This is a genomic window from Aliiglaciecola sp. LCG003 (assembly GCF_030316135.1).
Classification (GTDB): Bacteria; Pseudomonadota; Gammaproteobacteria; order Enterobacterales; family Alteromonadaceae; genus Aliiglaciecola.
In genome coordinates, this window is sequence record NZ_CP128185.1 from 4,058,285 (window position 1) to 4,081,152 (window position 22,868).

The window sequence follows — 22,868 nt, forward strand, 5'->3', positions numbered from 1 at the left end:
GCTAAATTGTAATTCAAAAGCCGCTGTAGCGGCTTTTGTCGTTTTTTAGAGTTCACTATGCAACCAACCTCTTCATACATAGGTAGATTCGCTCCTAGCCCCTCCGGCCCTCTGCATATGGGATCATTGGTGACAGCGCTGGGTGGTTTTCTGCAAGCTAAAGTTCACAATGGTATATGGCGACTTAGAATAGATGATATCGATCCGCCACGAATTGTGCCTGGCGCAGTTGAGTCTATTCAAAGCAGCTTAATTGCCCACGGTTTGCTATGGCAGGATGAGGTTGTTATGCAAAGCCATAATCAGCAACGCTATCAGAAAGCTTTACATCAACTTAGCGAATCAGGTTTAGTCTATTTTTGTGAATGCACTCGTCAGCAAATCAAAGCTAAAGGGCCCTACTATGCTGGAACTTGCAAATATAAAACCAACCTAACTCCTCCCTATTCTGTGCGCTTTAACAACCCCGGTGGCGTCTGCTCAATTGAGGATAATAGACTTGGGACAGTTTCCACCGACCCAGTGGCCACAGGAGAAGACTTCATTGTGAAGCGGAAAGATGGCCTCTATGCCTATCATCTGGCTTCAGTCGCAGATGATATTGCCATGGGTATAACCGAAATTGTCAGGGGCGAAGACTTACTGTTACCGACAGCATGCCAATGGAGTTTATTTCGAGCGCTACAAAAAACACCTCCGCAATGCATGCATTTGCCGCTAGTTACCTTTGCAGATGGCCGTAAGTTTAGTAAGCAAAATTACGCACCAGCGCTGGATAACAACTGTGCAGCTCAGAATCTAACTGAAGCATTGAGTTACCTAAATCTTCAGGTTCCAGTTGAAATCGTTCACTCAGGCGTCAATGAAGTATTACACTGGGCAATAGAAAAATGGCATACAAAGCATTTTTGCTGAGCCAATAGATAGAAAATAGTCTTTATCCAGTATATTATTGCGCGCCAAACCACCAGAATTAATATGGGCTGGAAAGTCAGGAGTCAAAACAATCATTTCCCGCGTGATCAAAAAAGTCAAAAGTGCTTTGACTGCAAATAATAAAAAACCGCAATCTACTTTGCTTAATCCTAAAGTATTGACCCGCGGTGAGCATGGTATTTCCAGAAAAGGGATTAGTGATAATGCCCTTAAAGTTTTATATCGTCTTAATAGCGCCGGATTCGAGGCTTATCTGGTAGGTGGTTGCGTACGAGATTTGATCGTCGGCTTACACCCTAAAGATTTTGATGTGGTAACCAATGCCACGCCAGATGAAGTAAAAGAGCTATTTAAAAATTGCCGCTTAATAGGTCGACGCTTTCGCCTCGCCCATGTGGTTTTTGGTCGTGAAATCATCGAAGTAGCCACTTTTCGCGGACACCACCAAAGCGAACCAGAAAAATCCGATAAAAAATCAGACAAAAAATCTAATAAGGAAGTTCTGGGCAAACAAAGCCAAGAAGGGCAGATTTTACGAGACAACGTGTTCGGTAGTATAGAAGAAGATGCCGAACGCCGTGACTTTACCGTTAACGCTATGTATTACCGCGTGACGGATTTTACTGTAACTGATTTTGCCAATGGTATGGATGCAATCAAAAATAAGCGCATTGAATTGATTGGTGATCCTGAGACTCGCTATCGCGAAGATCCCGTCAGAATGTTAAGAGCGGTAAGGTTTGCAGCCAAACTAGATATGACCATTAGCGATGATTCTGTTGAAGCAATCAGACGTTTAGGCTCATTGCTAAGTAATATCCCACCAGCACGGCTGTTTGAAGAAGTCCTTAAACTGTTCATTTCAGGTCAAGGATTACAAACCTATGACTTGATGAATAAATACGACCTTATTCAACCTTTGCTACCACAATTAGCCCCTTTACTAGTCGATGCGCAGAGTCGAGAAAGCCAATTTATCCGCCAGGTGTTGATCAATACTGACAACCGCATTAATACTGGCATGCGCGTTACACCGGCCTTTCTATATGCCGCATTTTTGTGGTATCCGATTGAAGAATATTGTCAGAAAATGATGGATGAAGCTGGGTTGAATCATTTTGATGCATTCAATATTGCCATCAATGATGTGTTACATCGCCAAGTACAGCGCATCATGATCCCTAAACGCTTTACCACGACCATGCGTGAAATCTGGCAATTGCAATTGCGTCTACCCAAGCGTTTTGGTCGCAGAGCCTATCAAATGTTAGAGCATCCGCGCTTCCGTGCGGCCTACGATTTTCTGTTATTGCGAGGTCAAATCGAAGGTGGGCAATTACTTGAGCTAGCCGATTGGTGGACAAGTTTCCAAGAAGCGAGTGTCGAACAGCGTAAAACCATGTTAATTAAGTTACGAGATGAAGAAGGCGGTGCTGTCCGTCGTCCGCGTAAACGGCGGACTAATAAAAAACCGAAATCAACAGCATCTAATCCTTCGCCGCAATGACCCCTCATATTAGTTACATTGGCTTGGGCAGCAACCTCTCCAAGCCAACAGAACAATTGCGTGAGGCGTTAAGCGCGCTTTCTAAGCTTGAGCAGACGCAACTGACCCAATGTTCGTCATTTTACGCTAGCAAGCCGATGGGCCCGCAAGATCAACCGGACTACGTCAATGCAGTGGCAGAGATCCATACCCAGTTAACGGCCTTTGAATTATTAGAAGCCTTGCAAAAAATTGAACATGAGCAAGGACGACAACGGAAAAATCAACATTGGGGGCCACGTACCTTAGATTTAGATATTTTGTTGTTCGACCAACAACAGATTAATTCTACTCTACTGACAGTTCCACATTATGGTATGAAAGAGCGCGAATTCGTACTGTACCCACTGCACGAAATCAATCCACAACTGCTATTGCCTTGTGGTAATTCATTGATTTCTGTACTAAACAATATTTCTAGGAATGGACTCCAAATTATCCAACAGGATGTAACTTGGGAATGAAATAGGTTCGCAGTAAGCTCCTAATTATGGACACTGCGCTATTTGAGTTAGCAAAAGGTGATAAGAGATGAATAAAAAAGTAACCACATCAACCTTGTTAAGCATGAAGCAACAAGGTCAAAAAATCACTGCGCTAACCGCTTATGATGCCAGTTTTGCAAAATTGTTCGATGAACAAGGCATCGATGTGATGTTGATTGGTGATTCTCTGGGTATGGTTTTACAAGGTAGTGAAGACACACTAACTGTTACTGTGGACGACATTGTTTACCATACACGTTCCGTCAGACAAGGCACACAAAGAGCTTTTGTGATAGCTGACATGCCTTTTATGAGCTATGCCAACTCAGAGCAAACTTACCATAATGCAGCTAAATTGATGGCTGCTGGCGCAAGTATGGTGAAGGTAGAAGGCGGTGACTGGTTACTAGAAACCATTAAAGGGCTGAATCAACGTGGCGTCCCAGTCTGTGGTCACCTAGGGCTTACCCCTCAATCTGTACATGTTTTTGGTGGATTCAAAGTCCAAGGGCGTGGTGATTTGCAAGCCGAGCAACTACTTGAGCAAGCCCAAGCCTTAGCCCATGCCGGTATTCAAATGTTAGTATTGGAATGTGTTCCAACCAGTTTGGCTGAAAAAATAACTCTAGCGGTAAATATTCCAGTCATTGGAATAGGTGCGGGGGCAAAAACTGACGGCCAAATTCTAGTTATGCATGACATGTTTGGCATCAGCGCTAACTATATGCCAAAGTTTTCAAAGAATTATTTAGAGCAAACTGGCGATATGCGCGAAGCCGTCAAATCTTATATCGAAGAAGTCCAGTCTGGCGCCTTTCCTGGCGAGCTGCACAGCTTCAATTAGCACTTTGAATAAAGGAAATTTGATGCAGCAAATTAGTGATATAACCCCCCTTCGTGAATTGCGCCGTGAGTGGCAAATCAGCGGCAAAACTATTGCTTTCGTGCCCACCATGGGTAATTTACATCAGGGCCATTTGCACTTGGTTGAACAAGCCAAGCAGCACGCGGAAATAGTAGTGGTCTCAATTTTTGTGAATCCACTACAATTTGGTCCTGATGAAGATTTAGCCGCCTATCCACGAACATTGGAACAAGATAAAGCTTCGTTGCAAGCATTGGGCGTGGATGTGCTATTTACGCCTCATGCAGACGATATTTACTCTCGCGGTTTAGAAAAGCAAACCTATGTAGAAGTACCAGGTTTGTCATACATGATATGTGGGGCGAGTCGCCCAGGTCATTTCCGAGGCGTTGCCACTATAGTGTGTAAGCTGTTCAATATGGTGCAGCCGAACATGGCGTTTTTTGGCGAAAAAGACTTTCAACAGTTACAAGTCATCAAAGCGATGGTCACTGACCTTTCTATGAATTTGCAAATTTTCGGTGTACCCACAGTGCGCGAAACAGACGGCCTTGCTATGTCATCACGGAATCATTATTTGACCGCTGAAGAGCGCCTCAAAGCACCTGCGATGTATCAGGTATTACAAGGTTTGCGCGAGAGTATTCAGTTAGGACGCAGAGATTTCAGTGTGCTAGTTGAACAGGCAAAGCAAGTTCTCAAAGAAGCTGATATGAAAGTGGATTATATTGAGATCCGCTCGATAGAAACATTACTCAGTCCTGGCCATGAAGAAACTGAACTGGTAGTGCTTGCCGCCGCCTTTTTGGGCCGCACGCGATTAATCGATAATATCCAAATATCGCTCAACGTATAAATGCATATCAGCAGTCTGGCGGCTAACCGACAGACTGCTTTTTGTCATCAACCATCAAATCTCGGCCCGCTTTTAGCTCTTTCCACGCTTTGGTTTTTTTCGCAAAATCTAACTGCTCTTGTAAAATGTTTTTCAGATCTTGCTTGGTGGTTAAGGGGTTAGCGAGAACGACCCTAAAGACCGTTATAATCTGGCTACCATACTTTTCAACTGCTAAGCGCGTTCGCGATACAAAAGACTTACCCGCTTCACGCTGCTGTTTCTGCACAATCACGGTTAACCGGTCTAAAATCTCATTTTCTGCCTCAGAGGGTTCAACCACAAACTCTGGTTTGATACGATAAGTTAACAGCGCCAATGTGGGGGCCGTAACCAGCTCAAAATTAGGATGCTGTTCTATCATCTCGGCAAATATATTAGCTTTTTTGATGCTATGGTCGATTAGCAACTCATAGCCTTGGCGACCAAATATATTAAATGAGGCATACACCATCATTGCCATGCCGTTTCGCGACCCTTCTAATGTGGTCGCACCTAAGTCCTTAGAGCCTGCCCGTAAAATGTACTGAGCATGATGCCGTACCGCGTTGCTGTCTCCTGGATCCTTAAACACCACCATGCCCGCGCCCATAGGCACATACATTTGTTTGTGGGCGTCTAAGGTGACTGAATCGGCCCTATCAATACCTTTTAGTTTTTGCCTGTGTTGTCTAGAGAATAAGGTCGCTCCACCCCATGCAGCATCAACATGAAAATGACAGTCCAGTTCCTTTGCCACATCAGCTAATTCATCCAAGGGATCAATATGACCCGTCTCCGTCGTACCAGCAATGCCGACTATGGCAAGTAACTTATTCCCTTGCTGTTGAAATTCTTGACCTAAAGCCAAAGCTTTCTCTGGTGATAGGCGCTGGGTAGGACAATCAATCATCAGCATTTGTTCGCGGCCAATACCGAGAATATCAACTGCCTTCGATAACGAATAGTGGCCCCGCTTGGAGGATAAAATACCTAAGCTCTGATAACCGTAATGCTTTAATCCAGCAGCTAAACCTTGTTGTGCAATACCTCTAAATTTACCTTCAGCACGCAGGGCTTTATTCCGAGCCACCCATAAAGCAGTAATGTTAGCGATGGTGCCGCCAGAGCAGAAAGCCCCCAAAGATTGACGTGCACTGTGTAAATATTGATTATAAAACACTTCTGATTGACCGTAGACTAATTCATGGGTCATTCCTAGAACTTGTCTCTCAAGGGGAGTAAACGCCTTGGAGGTCTCAATCTTTACTAGGTTTTGATTTAACCCAACTAACAATTTCGCCAACGGCAGATGAAAATATGGCAGTGCAGAGGTCATATGGCCAATAAAGGTTGGCGAATAAGTATTGACTGAGTGAGCAACGAGTTTATCTAACAACTTTTCCGCGTGCTCGGATACGAATTCCGGCGACTCGGGAACCTGATAATCACAAAAGTGCTTTTCGATATCTTCTAGCGATTTGGCTTTTGTAACCACATGCTGAGACAAAAAATCAGACAAATTGTCTGATAAATGTTCTTCTATTTGCGCAAGTTTTGAATCTTTACCTTCTGGCTTGGTAAATACTCGGTATAAATGCTCTATACTGGCAGAGGCTTTTCCCACTCTTCGTAACCTCGGTTGAAAACTTTCAGGGGCGGACTTTAACCCACTTCTGCCTTTGGGCCAACTAATACCCTATGGGCCTGGCAAATGTTACCCGTTACACCGGTAAAAATAGCCGAAAACCGCGCTACTAAGGATTAATTGTTTCTCCACAAGGGTAAAGAAGTGCTATGGTTAAATGATACTAGGCTGTGAGGATAGAGATGCAAATTAAAGAAGTAACCGAGCATTTTGATTTGGACCGGGTTGTGCCGTTTTTCCAACCCATAATGGATATTTCCCATGATACTGTGTGGCGTTTCGAATGCCTTGCTCGGCTAGTCACACCCTGTGAACAAACCTTCTTACCCAGTGAGTTCCTCTATCTTGCCGAGCGCCATCAGTCAGTCGAGCGCTTAACTGAGACTATTTTCAATCAAAGTGCCGCTTATTTTCGCAATATCAATGCAGCCTGGAATATTAATATTGGTGTGCAAGACCTTCTCAACCCCAATTTACTTGATAACCTCGCCGAGGTATTACAGTTTTACCCAAACCCAAGCCGGGTAAGTTTAGAGTTGACCGCTGCGGTAGTATTGGACAACCTTGAGGTGTTTCATCACTTTGCTGAACGATGTCAAAAAATGAATATGGGAATTTACATTGATCACTTTGGCGCCACGCCAGGAAATATCAATAGCATCCTAAATTTACCGGTGAACGGGATCAAAATTGCCGGCAAACTAATTAGCCAACTGATGGAAAATCAACAAACTTACGAATTTGTGGACCATTTAACCCAATTGGCCAATAAAAAAGGTATTTTTGTCGTTGCCGTGCATGTGGAAGACAAAGCTACTCTGGATAAAATCCAAGATATGGGTATACGCTATGCGCAAGGCTTTTACTTTAGCCAACCAAAACCCGAGGCTCAATCTATATAACTCTGCCGTTATTGGTCCAGTGGTGATAATTGGCAGGTAACACGCCAGCTTTGTTGGCCACTAGCCCAGTATTTACGCTCAAATGGCGTATCCGCTTTGGCGCCACTGTATTCTTTCGTAGTGGCCGGAAAACCGGCGGTTTGTAATGCGATAGCGAACTCTTGCACATACATATCCCAATTACTGCGAACTTCCAAACAACCGCCCAGTAAAATAATGTCTTTAAACGCTGCACAGGCGTGCCAGCGGCGCTGCACATGTGCTGACTTTGGATAAGGGTTGGGATACAGCAAAAAGTGCTGTGCCAACTGCCAATTGGCTTGATGAGCTAGACGCCAAAAATCATTCACGTCCGCTCGAACGACCATGTAGTTGGCGGTATTCTGTGCATAGTGATCATGCTTAAGGGTTCGTAGCTCCGACTTATCAATGCCGACCACTAGCGCGTCGGGAAAACGTTCTGCGATGCGTGCGGTACTTTCTCCCACCCCGCAACATGAATCGAAAATCAATGGCCGTGCGGCCGTTGGGTCGATTTTATCTCGCCACGCTACCACTTGTTTGAAGGCTTCCATCGTATGTTGATTGAATGGCTTCTGACTAGTGTTTGCCAGATGACGATTAACCAACTGTGGAATTTTTTCATGGGGTCCAAGCTGGTTAGTGGTAATCCTACGTGAATTACCACTTTCATTGCTGTGGTGGCTCATTTAGTAAATACTCTTCATTAACTACGAATACCCACACCGCGATTTATCAGTTGGTATGCGACCGTAAATAGCACTACATTAAAACCAACCAACAATGCCAATGACGTCATATAATCCACGTCAGAAACACCTAAAAACCCATAACGGAAACCATTCACCATATACACTATAGGGTTGGCTTTGCTAACCATCTGCCAGAACTCTGGCAATAAAGTTAACGAATAGAACACACCGCCCAAATAAGTTAAGGGTGTTAGGACAAATGTCGGAACCATACTGATGTCGTCAAATGTTTTGGCAAACACGGCATTGATAAGACCTGCAGTGGCAAACAAGGATGAAGTCAGAATCAGGGTGACAATAATGATCGCTAAGTTGTATATCTGAATATCCACAAACAACATAGACACACAAGTGACGATAATCCCGATCAGAATAGCTCTGGCCACACCGCCGCCAACAAAACCTAACACGATGATCCAATTAGGTACGGGTGCGACTAACAACTCTTCGATATTGCGCTGGAACTTAGCACTAAAAAAAGACGAACTCACATTCGCATAGGAGTTAGTGATCACTGACATCATGATCAGTCCAGGGACAATGAACTCCATATAGGAAAAGCCCCCCATATCGCCGATTCGCTTGCCAATCAAGCTTCCGAAAATCACAAAGTACAATGACATGGTAATGGCTGGAGGTACCAACGTTTGGATCCAGATGCGCAGAAAGCGAGTACACTCTTTTATCCAAATAGTGCGTAATGCGGTAAAATTGCGACTTGCCATTATGCTGCTCCTGCCTGTTCTTTTCTGCCTGATTGAACCATTCTGACAAACAACTCTTCTAATCGGTTAGATTTGTTACGCATGCTCAGAACCGAAACCTGTTGCTCGGTCAATTGCCTAAAGACGTCATTCAAGCCAACATCTTTTTTTACATCTACTTCCATAGTGTGATCGTCGACATTGCGATATTCAAAGCCCGTTAAACTAGGCGGTGTGCTTTGCACCGGCAAATCAAGTACAAAAGTTTCCATATTCAATTGGGATAACAGGGCTTTCATACTGGTATTTTCTACAATGATGCCCTTGTCAATAATGGCAATATTGCGACATAGCATTTCGGCTTCTTCCAGATAGTGGGTGGTTAGAATGATTGTTATGCCTTGCTTATTAATTTCTTTCAAGAATGTCCACATGGAGCGACGAATTTCGATATCGACACCTGCGGTGGGCTCATCGAGGATCAACATTTTGGGTTCATGCATTAATGCTCGGGCGATCATCAAGCGCCGTTTCATACCGCCAGATAACTCTCTGGCAGGTTCATTGCGTTTTTCCCATAAATCTAATTGCTTGAGGTATTTTTCCGCGCGCTGTTTAGCCACACCACGGGGTACCCCATAATAACCGGCTTGATTAATCACGATTTGCAGCAAGGTTTCAAATTGATTGAAGTTAAACTCTTGTGGCACTAAGCCTATGCAAGATTTGGCCTCTACTAAGGCGTCATCTAGTGAATGACCAAATACCTTGACCGTTCCCGTAGACTTATTGACCAATGAGCTAATCACACCAATAGTGGTTGATTTCCCAGCACCGTTAGGCCCGAGCAAGGCGAAGAAATCCCCTTCCTGCACTTCTAGATTAATACCTTTCAACGCCTTGGTACCACCCTTATAGGTTTTGGTAAGGCCGCTTATATCCAAAGCTTTCATTTAACTTCCCAATAGTGGATTTTATTTTTGCTGTACATGTGGCGTCATTTTGCCATAAATCAAGTCTGAATGAACCTGTGTTAGTGAATGTGTTGCATGGAGCAGTGATCTTTTGGGTTTGTCTGCACTCAAGTCACGACTTAGGTTTGATAACCTCAGCATGACAATGTTAACGTGCAGCCAGATAACGTATATAATATTGATTGAGCGCGCATAGCTTCAATACGGCATTCCACTTCATAGCAGTTCAAGGTGAAACATGACTCAATACCCTATCGGTACCCTAGGCGAAGCCTGGGACGAACAGAACAAACTCGAATGGCTCGCGGCCCAGCAAGTTAAACGTGAGTATCAACAAGAAGTGTTAGACAAGCTAACAAATCTGCCCAGTGAACTTAAAATGGTTCAATATGGTGCCTTACCTTATGATGAATCGCGCTATCCAGTATTTGCCCTCATATCAGCCAACTGGGACACGAACAAACCAAATATCATGATTACCGGCGGCGTTCATGGCTATGAAACCAGTGGTGTTCAAGGTGCAATTCGCTTCGCTTTAACTCAAGTTCAGCATTATTCGTCAGCATTTAATTTTGTCATCTTGCCATGTATTAGCCCTTGGGGTTATGAAACCATAAACCGTTGGGGTCCTTATGCGCTGGATCCCAACCGGTCATTTTATCCCGACTCACCGGCACCAGAATCCGCGTTAGCAATGGCCTATGTGAAGAGTCTGGATATTGAACTACTGGCCCATTTTGACTTACATGAAACCACTGATTCAGATAACTCTGAATTTCGCCCGGCACTAGCAGCCCGCGACGGTGTGACCAATCACAATTGGAATATTCCTGATGGTTTCTATGGCGTAGGGGATACCAGCAATCCTGTTCCTGAATTTCAAAAAGCCATTATTGATTCCGTGGCGAAAGTAACCCATATTGCGCCCGCGGATCCTGATGGTAAGTTAATCGGAGTTGAATTGGCCCAACATGGCGTAATTAATTATGACAAACGGAAGCTACATTTGTGTGGCGGATTTGCTGGCGGTGACTTTGTTACCACCACCGAAGTTTATCCTGACAGTCCAAATTCTGATGCTGAAAACTGCATAAACGCGCAAGTTGCCGCCATTGTTGGTGGCTTAGATTATCTATTAGAACGCCAAAAGTAACGCCGAAGGTCATCCCAGCAAAACAGTTGGGATGACCTAACAACATTGGCATTATTTCACAACAGAACGGCCCTCACCACGTACCTGAGTTCTGGGTTAGGCTCTATACCTGCAAATGGATAACAGGTAATTAAGGTCAACACGTTATCTCCTGTGGATTCAGTCAATTCCACTTGGCTTTGATGGGCGATGCGAATATCGGCAACTTCATAACGACTTTTGTGCTTGGCGGTTTCGGTCGTGATCACATCGCCCACTTGTAGCTTTTGTAATATCGCAAAGTGGGTGTCACGGTGTCCGGAAATTACCGCATTACCCTGTTCTCCAGGCATCGAAGTACTGCTCATATGACCGGGACCAAAAGCTAAAACCCGTCCAGATGCTCCCGACAATACATAGAAGTCTTCCTGCGCCAGAGTTAGTTTAGCTACCGGATAGGTATCGGCCCACGCCCAAGGGGATACCGGCTGGCCAGAGGCAAGACTTTGATTCCAAGCATCCTCTATCAAATATTGGGCAAGCACTGCTTTGACATGAATGTAGCCGCTAGCGGCAAACAAATATGTACTGGCGACAAAGCAGCACAGCGCCCATTTGTAACGCCACATGCCCTGCCGAAGTCTAACCCTTAGTGGCTTTTTGTGAAAATGACCGTACATATACCCATACTCAATAATAATAGACCTAACATCCATTGCAGTTGCGCTGATGTAGCAGTTTGTGGCAACGACCCTACAGCGTGAAGTTGGCCTTTAGGCCGATGGGACTTAACCGTAGTGTCTTGGCTGATATCTAATGCTGTTGGGGTCACATCTACCGCCACCAGACTGGTCATTTCACTGACCAAATGATGAGCCATGGCAAGGTGTTCAATTTGTTGATTTATAGCTTCTGCTTCCCCTCCAAATACTCTATCCCTGCCAAGTTGAGCTATTTTGCGCCTAGCCCAGAGAACATCTAACCCCCTTTGGTTGGCACTTTGTTGCAACGACAAGCTCTTCTGCCAAAATTGATGTTTTAAACTGCCAGTGAGCTTGAGATTATCCAACGGCAGAGCCGATTTATAGCTCACCATCACAGGTTCGCCTTTATATAAGTCAGGTAAGTTGCTCGGATATACCTCTACGTTTGTAGAAAAATTCATCGATAGGTCTGCCAGCACAGGGTGAGTCAATTTGCTGAATAACTGCTGCATATTTTGCTGCACATTATCGATAGAGCCAATATAGCTGAAAGTGCCCTTGCCCATTCTGGCGGCCTCAGTCATAAAAAAGCTATTTGGCGCTGAACCTATGCCAACCGTAAACAGGCGGCTTTTTTGTAGATTTGCATGAATATATTCAAATAGTTGATTTTCGTTACCCACAGAGCCATCGGTAATAAATATCACTTGGCGAATTCGCTCTGTTTGCTCGGGCTGATTACCTAATGCCAATTGCAGCGCAGCCAACATTTCAGTACCACCATCAGCGCTCAAAGCATTAATGTAAGTAAGTGCTCGCTTTTTGTTTTCCGTACTAGCAAAATTAGCCGAATTCCACATTTTGCTCGCTGTAGAGTCGAATTGCACCAGATTAAAACTGTCAGTTTCTGGTAGGTGTTCAACCGCATAATAAAGCGCTTGCTTGGCTTGCTGCATTGATTCTCCAGACATAGAGCCTGAAGTATCAATCACAAAGATAACCTCTCTGGCGATACTGGTATCCTGAGCATCAACATCGGGAGGCATCATCATTACCATGCCATAAAATCCGTCTTCTCCTTGCTGTATAAAATGCGCTGCTCTAGGCAATTGACTAGGGCTTGGCTGCCAGCTCAACACAAAATCTTGGTTAGCTATCATATCTTGCTGCAATGAGATTTCGTAACGGCCCTGTCCTTTCTCTGCGGTGTGTATAGGATGGAATTCGCTGTCAATCTGCTCAAGCTCAAAACCGGGGTTAAGCCGCACATCTATCGATACCTTGTTTAATCTTTCAATATGATCCTCATTCGCCACGCCGGTTGTGGAGGGGGATTTATAACTTGGCTGGGTTAATGCCCACCCGCTATGACCGATTTCAGCACCATCACTAGCCGTTTCATTGGAGGGCAAATAGCGCTCAGTGATCGTGGTTGGAAAGCGCAGACTAAACGTCCCCCCTTGATATTGAACCCCTTGTTGATATTCGATAGTCACTTGTATCGATTCACCCGGACCAATATTGGCCACCGAGTTTTTAAACAAGTTCGGCCGTTGTTGTTCCAACAAACTGGCTTTTTTGCCCTCGCGCTTGGCCTGTTTATAAATTTCTTTGGCTTTTTTGTTAGGATGAATCTGTCCAACTATAGTGCGTTCACCTATCTGCATTTGCAGATGGTCCACCGCAGCGTTTTCAGGCAGCGGAAATACATAGATACCATTTACCCAATCATCACTGGTATTGGTAAATACTTGCGTCACCGTTGCCCGTGCAACCAAACCGCTAATGTTGATATCCACACGCGTATCTAATAACGGCGAGAGTAAATACCCTGCTTGACCTTCTTTTTGAAGAAACATACTACCTTGCTCAACGTGCTGATAGTTTTCTACATATACATTTGGTAGAGATTGTTGTGCTGTATGCCCATTAAAGGCTTCGTAGGAAAGGTTGATATTTAATTTAGACTGGGACGAATCCTGCGCTTTGTTTTCATTGTTAAGTAACAGCGGCATTGCATATTGCAATGCCCCGATTAACAATAATAACAACAGCACAATGACAAACCTCATGCGCTTGATCACGGTCCTTCCCCTACTGATTGGCTGCAGTCATTGAAACCTGACCCTGAGCAATTCTTACTAATACACGGCGGTCAAAAAAGAAGTCTTCGTTAGATGATTGGGCAGATACCGGCTGTGCCTCACCTATAGCATAAGTAAGTACCCGCTTACCATTCACTCCTTTACCTTCCAGATAGCTTTTGACACTCAATACTCGCTGTTGGGACAAACCTTGATTGTAAACATCGTCACCACGAGCGTCAGCGAAACCTGTAAGGGTGACCTGCAACTTTGGATTGCCGTTGAGACCCTTAGCGACCAAATCTAACTGACCTTTGAAGTGTTCTTCCAAAACATAGGAACCGGTTCGAAATTGAATGTTTGACTCGATATCCTGCATCACTCGTTCAATTTCGTGATCCATCGCGACTAACTGCATTTGACTAGCACTTTGTGCCTGTTCATATTGTTGTTGCAATGCCACTAGTTGGCTATCTCGACGGGACAACTGGGCATGGGTTTGGGCCAATTCAACGGCCGCAGAATCAAGTTTTTCATCATTATTGACATCTTCAGCGATTAAAATACCCATTATCCCGCCCACAATTGCACCAACGGGGCCGCCGACCAGAGCGCCCGCAGCCGCACCGGATCCGAATCCGAACATCTGATTGGTTTGTTCTTCTTTGCTCGCGGAAGAGGCGAAAGAGGATGTTGACAGGCTTAATGCCAGCAGGGTCAGTGGCAATATAATACGTTTTTTCATTAGTGTTCTCCAAAGGTAGGCAGGGATTAAGATATCGTTGTTGTTTCACTGCAGATAAGTAAAACGCGATTTTCTGGCGAATTGTGGGAGCAATAATGGCAATGTGGTGAGCAAATGTGGCGAAAAAATGGAAATTACCGCATAGCCGACAAAAGGGCATGGGTTGAAGAATTTTTTACGATATAGTTGTTGATAACAACTTAAGCGGTAGTCCTATGTCAAAACGTATAGCCATTGTGGAAGATGACCCAGCCATTCGGGAAAATTATGCATCTGCTCTGCAGAAACAAGGATATGAAGTACTCACTTATAGCAGTCGAATTGATGCTGAGCGTGCGTTTACCCAGCGCTTACCCGACTTGGCAGTTGTGGATATAGGTTTGAACGAAGAAATAGATGGTGGTTTTATGTTGTGCCAGCAACTAAGATCTTTGTCCAAAACGCTGCCAATCATCTTTTTTACCGCCAGAGATAATGATTACGATACCATTTGCGGTCTGCGCATGGGTGCAGATGACTACCTCACCAAGGATATCAGCTTACCGCATTTGCTAGCACGAATTGCCGCGCTTTTTCGCCGCACTGCATTGCTTAATCAACCGCAACTCGCTAGCGACTTGATTGAATCAGGGCATTTGCTAATGGACAGTAACCGCATGACAGTAAGGTGGCAGCAGCAACCAATCGAATTGACTGTAACCGAGTTTTGGATGCTACATGCCATCGCGAAATACGCGGGACACGTGAAAAGTCGCCAGCAATTAATGGATGAATCGAAGATGGTGGTCGACGACACCACCATCACCTCCCATATAAAGCGCATACGCAAAAAATTTGTGCAGATAGACTCTCAGTTTGACCGGATCGAAACTGTCTATGGTATGGGTTACCGCTGGAAAGCCCAATAGCTCATGTTTCGCTTACGCTTTGGTATTCGCCTTAAACTATTATTCTTGTCGCTGTTTTTATTCGCGATTCCCTGGCTAGGATACAAATATGTCTGGGAACTAGAAAGTTACTTACGTATCGGCCAAGAACAAACCATGGAAGGTACTGCTAGAGCGGTGGCTACCGCCCTGCACGAACGCCCGTCGTTATTTGATAGCCAATCTTCCTATTTGCAAGATGTGAAACCGGGCACGGATCTGTATGCCCATAAAATAATCGACCCGATCCGTCTGGACGGCAAACTTGATGATTGGCAAGATTACCGTCACTTGTCTTTGCGCTATGCTCAAATGCAACTAATTGAGCAAACTACTGCTTATGACCCGCAAAGCTTGCAGTTCGAGCATATGGTTGGGCAATACAACCAGTACTTGTATGCCATGTTTGAAGTCACCGATGACACGCTGATTTACCGACCCAACAATAGCTTGCGGGTTGACCGCAATGACTATTTACTGATTGCTGTGACCGACCCTATTGGGGTTTTTCGTCGCTATATTGTAGCCCCACAACAATCGGGTTGGGTGAACGCTTACTTACTCGATGACAATCCCGAATCTTATCGGCCCCAAAATCTAGAAACCGCCATTCAAGGTTTTTGGCAACAAACGCCCAGCGGATACAACATAGAACTGCGTTTTCCACTAGATATCATGTCTAGCAAAATAGCCTTTGCCATCACTGATGTAGATACGCTGCAAAGCCGTGAAAGAAAATATATTATTGGTACCGCCAACCCCAATCAACCGGATTCCTTGGGGACGGTGTTAATTCCTTCTCCAGAGATTGAAAAAATACTCAAAGGCTTAAAATATTCAAACGCCAGAGTGTGGGTAGTAGACAAGCACATGCGGGTTTTGGCTCGTTCTGGCAGTATTCAGGCCGCAACAGGCGTACGATCAGCGCCGGTAAATGGTCGCACAAATGATTGGTGGCAACGGTTTGAGCAAAATTGGTTATTTCCCCTCTACTACCACGTCTTAACCAAGCCGCCGGCAGATTTTGTTGATGAGCTTGAAAATGCTTATGCGTTAAAAGGTAAGGATCTAGCGGACGCGCTAACAGGCAAGGCCAGCTCTCAATGGCGACTCACACCTGACAACAAGGCGGTGATTTTGTCAGCGGCTCATCCAATATTTATCGATGACACCGTGATGGGCGCAGTGGTGGTTGAACAGACCACTCACGGTATTCGGACGCTGCGAAATCGAGCTTTGGAGCAACTTTTTCATGTGATACTCGCGGTGGTATTTTTAGGCACGAGCGCTTTATTTTTATTCGCATCCCGTATTTCATTTCGGATCCGTAAATTACGCAATCAAACCGAGTCTGCGATAGACGAAAATGGCAAAATTTTAACCAATATTCCCCGCTCCGAAACCAAAGACGAAATCGGTGATCTGTCTCGAACCTTCCATACTGTATTGGACAAATTACAACAATATAATAGCTACTTAGAAAACATGAGCGCTCGTTTGTCCCACGAGTTGCGCACCCCTGTTGCCATTGTTAAATCGTCTTTAGAGAACCTGTCATTAGAACAATCTGGCGCCAATGGCGCCAATGGCGCCAATGACGATAATGAAAAACAGCAATATATTGAACGGGCTCAAACTGGGATTAATCGGCTAAGTAAAATACTCAGTAACATGAGTGAAGCGACTCGTTTAGAGCAAGCGATTCAATATAGTGATAGGGAAGAATTTGAATTGAGTGAATTATTGAGAGGTTGCAGCGAAGGCTATGGCGCTGCGTACCCGCAACATCAGTTTGAAACCTCTTTTGGCAATATTCAACATAAGCTAACTGGTTCACCGGAGCTTTTCTCGCAGATGCTAGATAAAATTATCGCCAACGCCGTTGAGTTTAGCGCACCTGGCTCGCCTATAAGCATCGGCTTAACGGTTAAACATAACCAAGTTTACCTTAGCATTGCCAATCAAGGCCCATTACTACCAGAGAATATGCACGAACAGTTGCTCGATTCCATGGTATCTGTGCGTCGCCAACAAGACGCCGGAGAAACACATTTAGGGCTAGGCTTATATATCGCTAAAATCATCGCTGAATATCACAAGGGTACCATACGCATCAACAATCAAGCCGATAAAACAGGTGTTGAGGTCACTATCAGCTTTGATAGCTGATGTCAGTTGAAGCGCAAGACATAGACTCCAATCAACCCGTTATAGCAACCAATCTTGCTGTTTGCATTGTTGGATAAACCAGTTAAGGGCTTTGCCCGGTTGCTGTTTGTTCCATGCAATATAAACGGGTATTAGTGGGCGATGCAGATAGGTGGTTTTTATAACCAATTGCTGTTGTTCGACCTGCTGCTGAATTAAATGCCGCGGCAGAAAGCCTATACCCAGACCTGACACTTGCGTATCAATCTTTGCGGACATATTCTGCACTCTGATAATTTGCTTACTTTCAAATAGGCCATGGGATCGAGCCGGTAAAATACGCGCGCTATCGGCTACCACCACCGCCGGAAAATCAAACATCTGTTCGGCTTCCAGTACGCCGACATAATTCGCCAAAGGATGATGATTAGCCACCGCAAATACAAATTCTACTTCACCCATTTTATGCACTTCGTATTGGCCTTTGGGCAACTCACCGGTTACCCCAATGGCAATATCACAGCGTTGTGAATGCAAAGCATCCCAACCGCCGCCCAAGGCTTCTTCAAACAAACTGATCTCCACATGTTTGTCCATTAAGCAAAACCGTTGCATAACATCCAGCACTGGCTGGTTGGCAATAATAGTATCTTTGGATATTACCAACTTGGTCTCCCAGCCGGATTCAACTTGTCGTACTTTTTGCTCAAGCTTTGAGGCTGCCGCAAGTAACGTTTGCCCCTCAGCAAGCAATAACTCACCAGCCTCGGTCAGCACGGCACGTTGGCCGTTTCGATTGAACAGCTCAACCCCTAAATCCGTTTCGAGTTTTTGCATGGTGTAAGTTAAAGCTGAGGGAACTTTGAAAAGGGATTTGGCCGCTTGAGCAAAGCTACCTTTTTGCTGAATAGCGTTTAACACACGCAAGGCGTCCAGTGTGATGGCATGATGCATTTAACATTACTCGATACTAAAAAAGGGAGTCCACCCAATACTAAGCAAACTCCCCACTTTACACAACTCACTAAGCTAGGCTGGCCTACGCAGGTAAATCAAATAGCAATGCGCTAGCCGTTTGTGCTGAGTGATTGAACAACTCAAGAGCCGATTCTTGCTCTATTTTGGCGCCATCTCCTTGTTCGAGGCTTTCACCAACGACCGACATGGTACCTTCGACTTGGTGCACGTAGTATTTTCGCCCCTCGTTGGCAGCAAAGGTAAGCGTCTCACCCGCCAACAAAATAATTTGATGCAAACGGCTATCTTGCTTAATTTTCAAGGTGCCATTTTCACCCGTAGGCGTGATAATAGTCGTAAGACCCGGGTTGTTACCAAACTGTTTTTGCTGATAGCCTGGCTCGCCGCCCTTCTCATTTGGTTCTATCCAAATCTGTAAAAAAGTTAACACGTCGGTTTTAGAACCGTTGTATTCGCTGTGCTGCACGCCGCGACCAGCTGACATCAGTTGGAATTCACCTTTAGGCAAAGACTGCACATTCCCCATACTGTCTTTATGTTCAATTACGCCCTTGGTCACATAGCTAATAATCTCCATATCACGGTGCCCATGGGTGCCAAAACCTGCGCCTGCTGCTACAGCATCGTCGTTGATCACCCGCAAAACCGAAAACCCCATGTGTTGTGGATCATAATAGGAACCGAAAGAGAAAGTATGTTTACTGTCGAGCCAACCAAAATTGGCTTTACCGCGTTCACTGGCTTTTCTGAGCGTAATCATTACAACCTCCTATGCATTAATTTTATCTGCGATGAATTTATCAAATGCTAGCGTTCCTGAGCCTGAGAAGACTAAAGAAACGGAAGCAGCCAGCAGGGCTAAGGCATATTCATAGCCATTGTTAGACATAAACAAACCATGTTGAAAATGTACGCTAAAAATAGCCACTAACATAGTGATCGCTAGTACTACTGACGACGGCCGAGTTAGCAATCCCAGCAATATAAATAAGCCACCGAAAAACTCGCCGCTACCGGCAAGCAATGCCATCAAATATCCTGGCTGCATGCCAATGGATGCCATCCATTGACCTGTACCTTCCAATCCATACCCACCAAAGGCACCAAATAATTTTTGCGCACCGTGGGCGATAAATATAATTCCAACCGGAACACGTAACGCCAATGGGCCAAACCCCGCATCAGAAGCCAATACCTTTCCTAAAAATAATTTATTCACAACATAATCCTCAAAATTTTTGAACCAAAAAGCTTCACAACCCCATTTGAGAAGCTGCTTACTTACATTTATGATGAGTATATTGATATTTTTAAGTAATCGAAATCGGACAATTTTGAACTTTAAGTTCAAAAAATTTGAGCTAACTTCCACTCTATTCTCCATTGCTGGTAAATAGCCCATTGCAAGGAGAATTCAGCATCAAAATTCACTTTTAAAACTTGACGGTTAAAACCCACTAAACACGACAATTGTTCCAACCCATGACAGATGAATTGGTCAACTACTGTATGACTATTTATAGCTAATTTGACCCTAGTCAAATTGCAAAGCGTTAAATATGTGATTTTATCCTAAGACGTACGCACGCTATTTTAGCTTTAATTACATCTGGAGATAACTATGAAACACCAACATATTTCTTTAGCGATAGCAGCAGCCCTAGTAGTAAGCACCTCTTTACCTGCTTTTTCTCAAAATCAAAATCGAGACCGCGATACTGTTCGTCAAGTTGACCGAGAGCATCAATCAGATCGTGACCGAGAAGGAGATAGAGATCACGATAGAATTATGGACAGAGATGGCGATCAAGACAGAGATCGCGACAGAATAATGGATAGAGATGGAGATCAAGACCGAGAGCGCGACAGAGACAGGGACCGAGATCACGTTAATGATGGTATGGGCGGTATGATATACGGTGCCGAAGCCATGACAGAACAAGAACGAAATCAATATAGAGAACAACTCAAATCAGCAACATCTGAGCAGCAACGAAATCAAATTCGAATGGAGCATCAGCGGCGTATTCAGGCGAAACAACAAAATGACCCGCAGTTTGACGATGGCATTGGAGGTACTATTTTTGCTGGAAATCAAATGACTGAGCAAGAGCGTAATCGCTATAGAGAGCAGCTCAAATCAGCGACATCTGAACAACAGCGAAATCAGATTCGGATGGAGCATCAACAACAAATGCAAAAACGTTTATCAGATAAATCTCCTTTAAATCAACCATAATTGGAGGTTTAACATGAATTCACTTCAGAACTCCTTCAAGGTTGCCCTGGCAGTTGCTCTTGTCTGCGGCAGCACCTGCAGTTTGGCCACAGATAATAATCTAATTTTTTCTACGGGTGCGGATTATTCAAATGGTGACTATGGAGGTGATCAAACGATTGAAGAATGGTATGTCCCCGTTACGCTAAAATATGTTGGAGATACGATGAGTTACGGAGTTACGATACCTTATCTTTCGGTGCGTGCGCCAAAAGGTACTGTGGTTACTGACACCGATGGACAGATTGTTATTGGTGGCGGTGAAAAACGCACCGAAAGTGGGATAGGAGACATTATCGGCCGAATAACCTTTTTTGACGTTTACAGAAATGATGATTTAGACATTGCAGTAGATTTAGGAGCAAAGATCAAACTCGGAACAGCAGACGAAGAAAAAGGCTTAGGAACGGGAAAAACAGACTATTCACTGCAAATTAATTTGTTTAAATTTTATGATGATTACTATCTCAGCGGTACCCTTGGATACAAAGTTAGAGGAGAGCCTGATGGATTAGACCTTGAAGACGTATGGTTTGGATCTGTAGGAGCGGTATATCTTTATTCAAGTAAAACAAAGGTAGGTCTAGCATTTGATTTTAGACAATCTTCTTTTTATGATGGTGAACACATTCGCGAACTAAGTGCATTTGTTTATCATCGACTTGAAAATTCCTGGGGAATTTCGGCTTACTCTTATGCGGGCTTAAGTGACAGCAGTCCAGATTTTGGAATAGGAGTTTCTGTCAAATATTATTACTAGTTTATTATTGTCATAATCAACATAATTGAGGGTTGTTAGAGCTTTAATTATTTAACACCCCTCTATTCCCCGCCTTCATGTAAACTGACTTTATCCACCAGATGCTAGCCATTACTTTGATTTGCGAGGCTGGTTTTTAGCTGGCAAATTAAGCTAGCATTAAAATAAGTATTCAGGTTTTAATAACAGTAATCCACCTAGCGCCAAAATAAAACAGCCACTAATTAATTTTAGCCAGCGTCCTTGTCGCTCAGATAATTTGTATTTTTGTAAAGTAAATACCACAACACCCACCATCAATGCATCGTCAAAAATATAGGCCAGATTATACAACAGTAAATAGGCGTAATATTGCATGGGTTGCAATTGTTGCAAGGTTAAAACTTGGGTATATATTGCCGGTAACCCAGCGGTACAAATCAATTCAAGTAAGTTTACAAGTATTGCTACGACCACCACTGCGAACAGCGCAGTGGATATATTTTTAGCCTGTACAATACCCCGCACTTTTTCATACAATCCTGCTTTTGATGATTCAGGGATCCCCAAGGTTATACCCTGTTTGAAAGCAAAGTAGTCTTTAATATTTATACTTCCCACAATTAGTGCGACAAGTGCAATCACAACTTGGATGTTTCTTGAAATACCGATAATCAGGAACAGGTTTAACCACGCGGCCATAAACGCAAAATATACCACGCCACTGACTATCACAAAGGTACCTGCAATCAAAAGCATACGTTTGCGATCTCTGACGTTAACTAACAACGAAAGAAGAAACATCAGCACCCACATTGCGCAGGGGTTAAACCCATCTAGCAATCCTGTCATTAGCGTAAATAGCGGTAATCCATATTGTCCCGCCGTTATTTGGCCAATAAAAGGCAGGCTAATGGATTGCTCTGGATTGCTGTGCTGATTTAGCGGCGCTTTGCCAGCAAGATCGGTATGAAGAAGCAGATTATTCAGGGTAACAGACGGCTCAAAGCCAACCCAAAACTGCCCACAAGCATAAAACGAAGGTACCCCAGGCATATCTATTTGGTAACGAGTGTTAAGCCAGATAAAATGCTGTAAATTGTCCTGATTGTCTTCGACATCCCGCTTGACAACGGTTAGCTGAGGGTAAGTTTTCGCTATATCTTCAAGAAATTGATAGGCATCTTGGCAATGAGGACAGGATTTTTTTGAAAACACCTCAACGGTAAAACATTGATCTTGAGCTTTATAGTCAGTAGCTTGACTTTGCCCGCTAACTGGCAAAGGCATAATTAGACCAATTAAACTTCCCAAAATCAGCAATAATTTCATTAGTGAGCTCTCACGAAAACCTCTCTAATAATAAGCAAGTATATGTTCAATAATTTGATCTCTATCAAATAGAAATAAACAGCATTTTTGACCTT

General features: G+C 44.1%; 22 protein-coding genes. 11 read left to right on the top strand and 11 right to left on the bottom strand.

Annotation, left to right across the window (positions count from 1 at the left end):
- The first annotated feature begins 57 nt into the window (after positions 1–57).
- The 5 genes from gluQRS to panC all read left to right on the top strand — a co-directional run bounded on the left by gluQRS (position 58) and on the right by panC (position 4,688).
- Positions 58–915 carry a tRNA glutamyl-Q(34) synthetase GluQRS gene (gluQRS, locus tag QR722_RS17725; protein WP_286284303.1) on the top strand — a complete coding sequence of 286 codons (858 nt, stop codon included), beginning with the start codon at positions 58–60 and terminating at the stop codon, positions 913–915.
- Positions 916–1,093: 178 nt separating this feature from the next.
- Positions 1,094–2,443, top strand: a complete 1,350-nt coding sequence (gene pcnB, locus QR722_RS17730; protein ID WP_353506913.1) for a polynucleotide adenylyltransferase PcnB — start codon at positions 1,094–1,096, stop codon at positions 2,441–2,443.
- Positions 2,440–2,946, top strand: a complete 507-nt coding sequence (gene folK, locus QR722_RS17735) for a 2-amino-4-hydroxy-6-hydroxymethyldihydropteridine diphosphokinase (RefSeq protein ID WP_286284304.1) — start codon at positions 2,440–2,442, stop codon at positions 2,944–2,946. The genes pcnB and folK overlap by 4 nt, the downstream gene beginning before the upstream one ends.
- A 67-nt stretch (positions 2,947–3,013) precedes the next feature.
- The gene (gene panB / locus QR722_RS17740) at positions 3,014–3,811 is read left to right on the top strand and encodes a 3-methyl-2-oxobutanoate hydroxymethyltransferase (protein ID WP_286284305.1); all 798 of its coding nucleotides are present in this window, start codon (positions 3,014–3,016) and stop codon (positions 3,809–3,811) included.
- A 22-nt stretch (positions 3,812–3,833) separates the two neighbouring features.
- The gene (gene panC, locus QR722_RS17745) at positions 3,834–4,688 is read left to right on the top strand and encodes a pantoate--beta-alanine ligase (RefSeq protein ID WP_286284306.1); all 855 of its coding nucleotides are present in this window, start codon (positions 3,834–3,836) and stop codon (positions 4,686–4,688) included.
- A 22-nt stretch (positions 4,689–4,710) separates the two neighbouring features.
- On the opposite strand, the gene panP is transcribed toward panC, so the two are convergent.
- Positions 4,711–6,333 (bottom strand): pyridoxal-dependent aspartate 1-decarboxylase PanP, encoded by a 1,623-nt coding sequence (panP, locus tag QR722_RS17750; protein ID WP_286284307.1) that lies wholly within the window; start codon positions 6,331–6,333, stop codon positions 4,711–4,713.
- A 203-nt stretch (positions 6,334–6,536) separates the two neighbouring features.
- Here panP and QR722_RS17755 point away from each other — a divergent pair, with 203 nt between their 5' ends.
- A complete protein-coding gene (locus tag QR722_RS17755; RefSeq protein WP_286284308.1) occupies positions 6,537–7,256 on the top strand; it encodes an EAL domain-containing protein in 720 nt (239 codons plus the stop codon).
- Between the two features lie 8 nt (positions 7,257–7,264).
- On the opposite strand, the gene trmB is transcribed toward QR722_RS17755, so the two are convergent.
- Genes trmB through QR722_RS17770 form a run of 3 tightly spaced genes read right to left on the bottom strand, consistent with a single transcriptional unit; the run spans position 7,265 to position 9,686 of the window.
- Positions 7,265–7,966, bottom strand: coding sequence for a tRNA (guanine(46)-N(7))-methyltransferase TrmB (trmB, locus tag QR722_RS17760; RefSeq protein WP_286284309.1), 702 nt, complete (start codon positions 7,964–7,966; stop codon positions 7,265–7,267).
- Positions 7,967–7,983: 17 nt separating this feature from the next.
- Positions 7,984–8,754: an ABC transporter permease gene (locus QR722_RS17765; protein WP_286284310.1), complete on the bottom strand. Its 771-nt coding sequence runs from the start codon at positions 8,752–8,754 to the stop codon at positions 7,984–7,986.
- Complete coding sequence (locus QR722_RS17770; RefSeq protein ID WP_286284311.1) at positions 8,754–9,686, bottom strand: ABC transporter ATP-binding protein; 933 nt, start codon at positions 9,684–9,686, stop codon at positions 8,754–8,756. Before QR722_RS17770 ends, QR722_RS17765 begins: the two co-directional genes overlap by 1 nt.
- Positions 9,687–9,945: 259 nt before the next feature.
- On the opposite strand from QR722_RS17770, the gene QR722_RS17775 reads away from it, so the two are divergent.
- Entirely contained in the window at positions 9,946–10,860 is a 915-nt protein-coding gene (locus QR722_RS17775; protein ID WP_286284312.1) for a M14 family metallopeptidase, read from the top strand.
- Between the two features lie 56 nt (positions 10,861–10,916).
- On the opposite strand, the gene QR722_RS17780 is transcribed toward QR722_RS17775, so the two are convergent.
- Genes QR722_RS17780 through pdsO form a run of 3 tightly spaced genes read right to left on the bottom strand, consistent with a single transcriptional unit; the run spans position 10,917 to position 14,372 of the window.
- Entirely contained in the window at positions 10,917–11,468 is a 552-nt protein-coding gene (locus QR722_RS17780; RefSeq protein ID WP_286284313.1) for a class GN sortase, read from the bottom strand.
- Between the two features lie 20 nt (positions 11,469–11,488).
- The gene (locus tag QR722_RS17785; protein ID WP_286284314.1) at positions 11,489–13,600 is read right to left on the bottom strand and encodes a marine proteobacterial sortase target protein; all 2,112 of its coding nucleotides are present in this window, start codon (positions 13,598–13,600) and stop codon (positions 11,489–11,491) included.
- A gap of 37 nt (positions 13,601–13,637) precedes the next feature.
- Positions 13,638–14,372: a sortase-associated OmpA-like protein PdsO gene (pdsO, locus tag QR722_RS17790; RefSeq protein ID WP_286284315.1), complete on the bottom strand. Its 735-nt coding sequence runs from the start codon at positions 14,370–14,372 to the stop codon at positions 13,638–13,640.
- A 215-nt stretch (positions 14,373–14,587) separates the two neighbouring features.
- Here pdsO and pdsR point away from each other — a divergent pair, with 215 nt between their 5' ends.
- Both pdsR and pdsS read left to right on the top strand, forming a co-directional pair.
- Complete coding sequence (pdsR, locus tag QR722_RS17795; RefSeq protein ID WP_286284316.1) at positions 14,588–15,280, top strand: proteobacterial dedicated sortase system response regulator; 693 nt, start codon at positions 14,588–14,590, stop codon at positions 15,278–15,280.
- 3 nt (positions 15,281–15,283) lie between these two features.
- Positions 15,284–17,467, top strand: a complete 2,184-nt coding sequence (pdsS, locus tag QR722_RS17800; protein ID WP_286284317.1) for a proteobacterial dedicated sortase system histidine kinase — start codon at positions 15,284–15,286, stop codon at positions 17,465–17,467.
- 39 nt (positions 17,468–17,506) lie between these two features.
- Here the strand turns inward: pdsS and QR722_RS17805 are convergent, their stop codons facing one another.
- From QR722_RS17805 to QR722_RS17815, 3 genes are all read right to left on the bottom strand, one after another.
- Positions 17,507–18,400 (bottom strand): LysR family transcriptional regulator, encoded by an 894-nt coding sequence (locus QR722_RS17805; RefSeq protein WP_286284318.1) that lies wholly within the window; start codon positions 18,398–18,400, stop codon positions 17,507–17,509.
- An 85-nt stretch (positions 18,401–18,485) separates the two neighbouring features.
- On the bottom strand, positions 18,486–19,184 hold the full coding sequence (locus QR722_RS17810; protein WP_286284319.1) for a pirin family protein: 699 nt from the start codon (positions 19,182–19,184) through the stop codon (positions 18,486–18,488).
- A gap of 9 nt (positions 19,185–19,193) precedes the next feature.
- On the bottom strand, positions 19,194–19,643 hold the full coding sequence (locus QR722_RS17815) for a DoxX family protein (RefSeq protein ID WP_286284320.1): 450 nt from the start codon (positions 19,641–19,643) through the stop codon (positions 19,194–19,196).
- Positions 19,644–20,045: 402 nt separating this feature from the next.
- Here QR722_RS17815 and QR722_RS17820 point away from each other — a divergent pair, with 402 nt between their 5' ends.
- A complete protein-coding gene (locus tag QR722_RS17820; RefSeq protein ID WP_286284321.1) occupies positions 20,046–20,663 on the top strand; it encodes a hypothetical protein in 618 nt (205 codons plus the stop codon).
- Between the two features lie 13 nt (positions 20,664–20,676).
- Positions 20,677–21,462: a hypothetical protein gene (locus QR722_RS17825; RefSeq protein WP_286284322.1), complete on the top strand. Its 786-nt coding sequence runs from the start codon at positions 20,677–20,679 to the stop codon at positions 21,460–21,462.
- Positions 21,463–21,621: 159 nt separating this feature from the next.
- Here QR722_RS17825 and QR722_RS17830 read toward each other — a convergent pair whose 3' ends face one another.
- A complete protein-coding gene (locus QR722_RS17830) occupies positions 21,622–22,773 on the bottom strand; it encodes a thioredoxin family protein (protein WP_286284324.1) in 1,152 nt (383 codons plus the stop codon).
- Between the last annotated feature and the right edge of the window lie 95 nt (positions 22,774–22,868).

What these genes read in the sequence shown, in the direction of transcription:
- gluQRS (WP_286284303.1), top strand. Translation starts at nt 58, where the DNA reads ATGCAACCAACCTCTTCATACATAGGTAGATTCGCTCCTAGCCCCTCC.
- folK (WP_286284304.1), top strand. Translation starts at nt 2,440, where the DNA reads ATGACCCCTCATATTAGTTACATTGGCTTGGGCAGCAACCTCTCCAAG.
- panB (WP_286284305.1), top strand. Translation starts at nt 3,014, where the DNA reads ATGAATAAAAAAGTAACCACATCAACCTTGTTAAGCATGAAGCAACAA.
- panC (WP_286284306.1), top strand. Translation starts at nt 3,834, where the DNA reads ATGCAGCAAATTAGTGATATAACCCCCCTTCGTGAATTGCGCCGTGAG.
- QR722_RS17755 (WP_286284308.1), top strand. Translation starts at nt 6,537, where the DNA reads ATGCAAATTAAAGAAGTAACCGAGCATTTTGATTTGGACCGGGTTGTG.
- trmB (WP_286284309.1), bottom strand. Translation starts at nt 7,966, where the DNA reads ATGAGCCACCACAGCAATGAAAGTGGTAATTCACGTAGGATTACCACT.
- QR722_RS17765 (WP_286284310.1), bottom strand. Translation starts at nt 8,754, where the DNA reads ATGGCAAGTCGCAATTTTACCGCATTACGCACTATTTGGATAAAAGAG.
- QR722_RS17770 (WP_286284311.1), bottom strand. Translation starts at nt 9,686, where the DNA reads ATGAAAGCTTTGGATATAAGCGGCCTTACCAAAACCTATAAGGGTGGT.
- QR722_RS17775 (WP_286284312.1), top strand. Translation starts at nt 9,946, where the DNA reads ATGACTCAATACCCTATCGGTACCCTAGGCGAAGCCTGGGACGAACAG.
- QR722_RS17780 (WP_286284313.1), bottom strand. Translation starts at nt 11,468, where the DNA reads ATGTGGCGTTACAAATGGGCGCTGTGCTGCTTTGTCGCCAGTACATAT.
- pdsO (WP_286284315.1), bottom strand. Translation starts at nt 14,372, where the DNA reads ATGAAAAAACGTATTATATTGCCACTGACCCTGCTGGCATTAAGCCTG.
- pdsR (WP_286284316.1), top strand. Translation starts at nt 14,588, where the DNA reads ATGTCAAAACGTATAGCCATTGTGGAAGATGACCCAGCCATTCGGGAA.
- pdsS (WP_286284317.1), top strand. Translation starts at nt 15,284, where the DNA reads ATGTTTCGCTTACGCTTTGGTATTCGCCTTAAACTATTATTCTTGTCG.
- QR722_RS17805 (WP_286284318.1), bottom strand. Translation starts at nt 18,400, where the DNA reads ATGCATCATGCCATCACACTGGACGCCTTGCGTGTGTTAAACGCTATT.
- QR722_RS17810 (WP_286284319.1), bottom strand. Translation starts at nt 19,184, where the DNA reads ATGATTACGCTCAGAAAAGCCAGTGAACGCGGTAAAGCCAATTTTGGT.
- QR722_RS17820 (WP_286284321.1), top strand. Translation starts at nt 20,046, where the DNA reads ATGAAACACCAACATATTTCTTTAGCGATAGCAGCAGCCCTAGTAGTA.
- QR722_RS17825 (WP_286284322.1), top strand. Translation starts at nt 20,677, where the DNA reads ATGAATTCACTTCAGAACTCCTTCAAGGTTGCCCTGGCAGTTGCTCTT.
- QR722_RS17830 (WP_286284324.1), bottom strand. Translation starts at nt 22,773, where the DNA reads ATGAAATTATTGCTGATTTTGGGAAGTTTAATTGGTCTAATTATGCCT.